The 5,492-nt window shown below is 44.7% G+C and carries 3 protein-coding genes and 1 pseudogene; all 4 read right to left on the bottom strand.

Annotated features, from left to right (window positions below; genetic code table 11):
• Positions 1–1,337: MFS transporter (locus ABZB17_RS19925; RefSeq protein ID WP_372652911.1), on the bottom strand; the 1,337-nt coding region annotated here is incomplete at its 3' end.
• Positions 1,338–1,366: 29 nt separating this feature from the next.
• Positions 1,367–3,820 carry a glycoside hydrolase family 9 protein gene (locus ABZB17_RS19920; protein WP_372652909.1) on the bottom strand — a complete coding sequence of 818 codons (2,454 nt, stop codon included), beginning with the start codon at positions 3,818–3,820 and terminating at the stop codon, positions 1,367–1,369.
• 1 nt (position 3,821) lies between these two features.
• Complete coding sequence (locus tag ABZB17_RS19915; RefSeq protein ID WP_372652907.1) at positions 3,822–5,153, bottom strand: SpoIID/LytB domain-containing protein; 1,332 nt, start codon at positions 5,151–5,153, stop codon at positions 3,822–3,824.
• Positions 5,150–5,492: pseudogene (locus ABZB17_RS19910) on the bottom strand (DUF4922 domain-containing protein); the annotation flags it as partial. The pseudogene ABZB17_RS19910 and the gene ABZB17_RS19915, both read right to left, overlap by 4 nt.

Raw genomic sequence — 5,492 nt, 5'->3', positions numbered from 1 at the left:
CGGGCATCGAGCAAAAACGGTGAGGCCATTTTTACCAGCTGCGATTCGGCCAGTCGGTACAATAAAAGGAACAGCATAATCGACACAATTTCTTTTTTGCGGAAAAAGGCAGCAAAGGTTTCGAAGAACTCGCCCATCACACTTTTGCCTTCGGTTTTGTTGGCCACATCGCTTGCCGGATGCGGCAACGCAAAACGGTGATACAGCGAGAATGCCACAAACAAAACGGCAATACAAACCATAACCACCAGCCAGGAAAAGCGGATATTCCCCGAACGGCCAACAAAAGTAGCCTGCGTGGCTTTTTTCAGTTTCGGATCGAGCTGAACAACGGCAAAAGCAGGTTTATCCCAGTTCGTGTCGTTAAACACATAACGATAAGTCTGTACCAGCTTTATGCTGGCGTCGCCTTTTTCGTAACCAAAATTCAGCACCACCTCTTCGCCTGCTTTGGGTTTTGTTGAAAGCTGAATGGGAATAATAGCCAGGTTACCAACTTCCGAACTCCGGTCAACCGTTTCTTTATTGAATTTCTCTTTTAAGGTCTCTTTTAATGGTGTTGACACTTTTCGTGTCCACCAACCGGCATTTTTTGTAGCTACCGGAGTTTCGCTGGCATAAAAGTTATTATTGATGTTCCATTCGTCCACCTTGCTTTTAATGTCAGCCGCATGGTCTTTTGTCACCAGACCAATGGGCACTTTCACCTCCTCCTCCGACACAAAATAAATATCGCCCTCTTCGTGCAGTTGCTGATAACTTTCAGGATTAAACGAAATTTCCTGAACCGGAATATTCTGGGCGGTAACATTTACCTCCAGCGGTTCCAAACCTGTTGCAGTTTCCAGAGCTCCGGCAACAATTACCAAAAGCCCTTGCCCAGTAAGCATGGCAAAGCGGTAAAAGGTACTTCTGATGCCCACAAAAAACGACTGATCGCCCTGACTCAAGCCCAGCATATAAAAACCATCGGCGGCAATATCGTGCGTTGCCGAACTAAAAGCCAGCAACCAGAAAAACGCCAAAGTATACTGAAAGAAATTACTGACAGGAATGGTAAATGCCACGCCGGCCAGCCCAACGCCAACCACCAATTGCATGATGACAATCCAAAACCGTTTGGTTTTCAGCAAATCCACAATCGGACTCCACAGCGGTTTTATCACCCACGGCAAATACAGCCAGCTGGTGTATAAAGCAATGTCGGTGTTTGATATGCCCAGTCGTTTGTACATGATCACCGAGAGGGTCATTACAATTACGTAGGGTAATCCTTCTGCAAAATAAAGTGTGGGAATCCAAAACCAGGGATTGCGTTGAGTTTTTGTTTTAGCCATTTTAGTTGATCGGTTTTATTTATTGAGTTCTATGGCAATCGTTCAAAACGATATCCTTTTGCCTGTAATGTTTCTATCAGTTCTTCCAAACGAAGATAAAATTTATCTGTTCTTTTTTCTTCCGTTCCGGGATGAATCAGCATAATTGCCCCGTTTAAACCCTGCTCCTCCTCTACCTGTAAAATGCTTTTAAAGATTTTATCGGAAGACATATAATTGGCCATATCGGGCGTTGTATAATCGGCGTTACTTCTTATTCCGGGCGAAAAGTTGATGGTGCGTAACCCCATTGCCGAAGCCCAGTTTACCATTGCCGAATTGTACCACTCGTATGGCGGCAAAAACCAGTTTGCATTTTCGCTGTTGATTCCGTGTTGCTGTAAAACTTTGTAGTTTTCTTTCAAATCCTGCTCAAAATTAGTTCGGTCAACCAGCAACGAATCCCGTTTTGTCCAGTCGCAATACAAGAGGTGTTTATCTGAATGTGCCCCCAAATAATGCCCGTCTTTTATTACTTGTTTTATGATCGGTTGAAACTGTTTGTCGCGTAAAAAGTCGCCGGTGAAAAAGAACGATGCTTTACCATCCTTTTTATCAAGCACCTTTAAAATATGTGCTGCACCTTCGGCTTTATCGTGCGCCGAAAACACCAGGTAAATAGTATTTTCTGAAGGCTGAATGCGCCGGATAGCTCCCTGTGTATCTTTTTCATACGCGTTTTGCTGTGCAGCCCCCATTTTTTCCATCGACGACAAATAGTAACTCAAACTTGCCGTGCCATCCATCGTTGGTTCGTTGGATGAATAATCACCCAGATCGTCGTGGTAAACCGCTTTGCCCTTGTTAAAAGCTTCAAACGGATCGGGTTGCTGAATTTGAATACCAATTAGCCCGGAAAAAATTGAATTATAAACCGGTCCGTCAACCAAACCACCATAAGTTGTTTCACCAAGTATTTCTGTGATGGATGAATGTGGTATTTGCGGATTATCACCTCCTGCGGGCAATCCGCAAATCATACTTGTTCCCCACGGATTACAGCCAAACAGCCAGTCACGCAAGGCTGCTTCCATTTCGGCAAACGAGCGGTCACCGGTAATTTCTTCGTAAGCGCGGGCCTGCGTAATCGCGGCCGCCACCAAATTATTCGAGCACCAGATAAACGGAATGCCATTCAAAAAAGGATCATCCTTCCCACGATCGTAAAGATGCGCTAATCCCTGTTTCAGATACGATGCAAAGTTTTCGTCCTTTTCGGCCAGCTTTACATGCCCGAGATTCACAAATGGGTAGAATTGGTAATGGCGTGCAAAACCTGCCGAGATCCAGGGTGTAACGTTTTCAACACTGCCCCATTTTTTGGCTTCAGTCAAATAATAAACATCACTGGTAAGCTGATACAGAGTTGTGGCTGCCAGTTCAAGGTCGTCCACATAATTGGCTTCCTCGTAAAAATACGGCGACACGTTACAAGCCGTTTGACAAGCACCCAAATCACTCAAGGCAAAAGTGTAAGCTTCGGCAGCCTTAGCTGCTATTTGTTCGGCGAACTCAGGGTAATGCTCTTTCATCATCATCGATCCCAACGCAAATGACGATGCGTATTTTGCTGCACTCGACGAAACGCCGGTGGTGCGGTTTTTATGTGCGGCCAGCCCTTGTGGTTTTCCAGTAATAAAATACACCGGGCGGTAAGTTCCTTCCAATCCGTAACGAACCGTGTCTTTATTAGGCAAACGATAACCGCGGTGATCTCTGTCGTCGGCAATCTGGTTGTACATCTCCCCAGCCGAGGGATTCATTTTTACCATCCAGTCGAGACCCCATTTTGCTTCATCCAAAATATCGGGAATTCCGTTTGCTCCCGACACTCCATTCTCCCGGTATTCATCTTTAAACACCGCCGGATTTTGCTCGTAGGCATACAACAACTGATAAGTTGCATTAGCCGAAGTTGTAAGATATTGCAGGTAATCCGAGGCATCGTGCCAACCCCCGGTCACATCAATTTTCTGTCCTGTTTTAGTTGGATGATCCACAATAATTCCATCGTGAAGGTGACAGGAATCCTGCAAATACGGATTGTAACCACAACGCTGCTGGCGCATGTAGTTTAATAGGAAATCTGCTGTTCCTTCATACACATCCGAAGCGATTTGAAAAGCCGGTGAACGGGTTTCGCCCAATTCAAGGTAATAACCACCCGAATTTGTCAACGCGGAAAAATCAAGGCGATAAGCGGTCTTCATTCCCCAATCGGAGCCATCAGCTTGCTTTACTTCCGCCTCATAAACCAGCTTATCGTTTAAGGCATCAAACACCTGAAACTGTTGTGTACTTTCCGCTTCTGTTGAAAGGAAAACAGCCACCTTAACCGACCGCGGCAAGTAGCCCAATTGATTGATACGAATAACTTTCTGCTGTGCAAAAACACATGCCGCAACAAACACCAGAACAAATGAGAGAAACGCCCGCTTGGTCATGTTAGTATCGTTTTTCGAGGTCTATATTTTTAAAATAATGATTTAGAATTTCATCGTACTTATAACCTTTGTGGCCCATTACGGCCGCACCGATCTGACACAGTCCAACGCCGTGCCCCCAACCGGCTCCGTGCAAAATAATCTTGCCCGGTACACCATCAACAACATCCTTTTTCTCCACCAGAAATGCCGAGCTGTATAAATGCGACTCGCTCAACCACCTGCGGATTTCCAGCTCTTTACCAACTGTCAAAGTCTTTTTCGATCCTACAATTTTTAGTTTTATCAATCGTCCCGAGGTGCCACGTTCGATTGGGATCATATCCAGAATCTTTCCAAAATCATGCCCCGAACGTTTCAGGATCAAAGCAGAAAGTTCATCCTGTTTGTATTCAACAGTCCAGCGGTAAAAATCTTTGGCTGTCCAGTCGTACTCGTTCAGCACCTGTTTCAGCACCTCTTCATCGTCGGTATTACAAAACGCTTCCGGTGCATTTTTTAACCACGGAACTGCATTTTCTTCTACAGTAAGATTTGTTTCAAAACCTTCTGGAGCTGACGGGTTATCTATCACAGCCGTTAAGTAGGGATGATTTACCGGCTCCCAGCAATTTTCGAATAGCTCGGCAATACCTCCACAACATTTCGAGAAACGCGCATCACAAATCACGCCGTTGTAGGCAAGTACCACGCCGGCCGTTTCGTTTACCGCCTTCACCACATTCGGATTATGCGAACGCGTTGTTCCCTGGTAGCGCTGACAATGATCATCGGCGCAAACATGGAAATTCGTATGATCTTCACGGTCGTACCACTTTATGTACTCACCGTCGGTTTTAAAAGTACTTTCATAGCTTTCTCCCGCATCGGTCAGTTTATCCTGCTTCTCAATTTGAGCAATCAACCAGCTGCGCGAAATTATGGCGTGCGCTTTCAACAAATCAAGCGAACTTTTGGCACTCATTTCCGACGAAATTACGCTGATCAGGTAGTCTTCAATCGAAAGAATATTTACAGCCGTAACCTTTCCCTCTTCGATGATAAATTTCAAAGCCCCCTGAAATTTCTGATCCTCTTTTTGCTCCCAGTGAAAATTTACACCGATGGTAACATCTTTTAGTTCGAACTCCGACTTTCCCTTTTCAAGCGGCACGAAATACAATTTATCCTGACTTATTTCCTTTCCGGCGAGCTGTATCTTTTCGTTTTCAATACAAACTGATCCTTCTCCTGCCAAAACATGATCTGTTCCGACAAGCAGGTATTCTCCCTGAAAATTAAAATCGATCTTATCGGCACTCATTATGCCAACGTGAATATTAGGAATGCTCATTGTTTAAGTTTTATGATTAGCTTATCAAATTGGTCTTCAGGCAATAAAACCTGTTTTAGTAAACTTTCAATATCGGCTTTCCCGATCTTCAAAAAATCCTTCTCCTGTGGTGTAATTAAAACACCACCCATATCAACCGAAGCCGGACTGATCAGAATATTCTCCTCTTCTTCGGCAAAATACTGCGACGGACGATGTAAGGCACGTGGAAACACCAAAATTTGCCAGCCTCCATCATCATAACGGGTAAGAATGTTCAGCATCGGCTCCTCATCACTTGGTGGCTCTGCAAGCGCTTTATAGATGTGTGTAAACGCATTAATCAAAGCCATTTTATTG

Source organism: Draconibacterium sp. (assembly GCF_041583095.1).
Classification (GTDB): domain Bacteria; phylum Bacteroidota; class Bacteroidia; order Bacteroidales; family Prolixibacteraceae; genus Draconibacterium.
The sequence above is the reverse complement of the archived record's forward strand: the minus strand, read 5'-3'. Positions and strand labels throughout refer to the sequence as shown.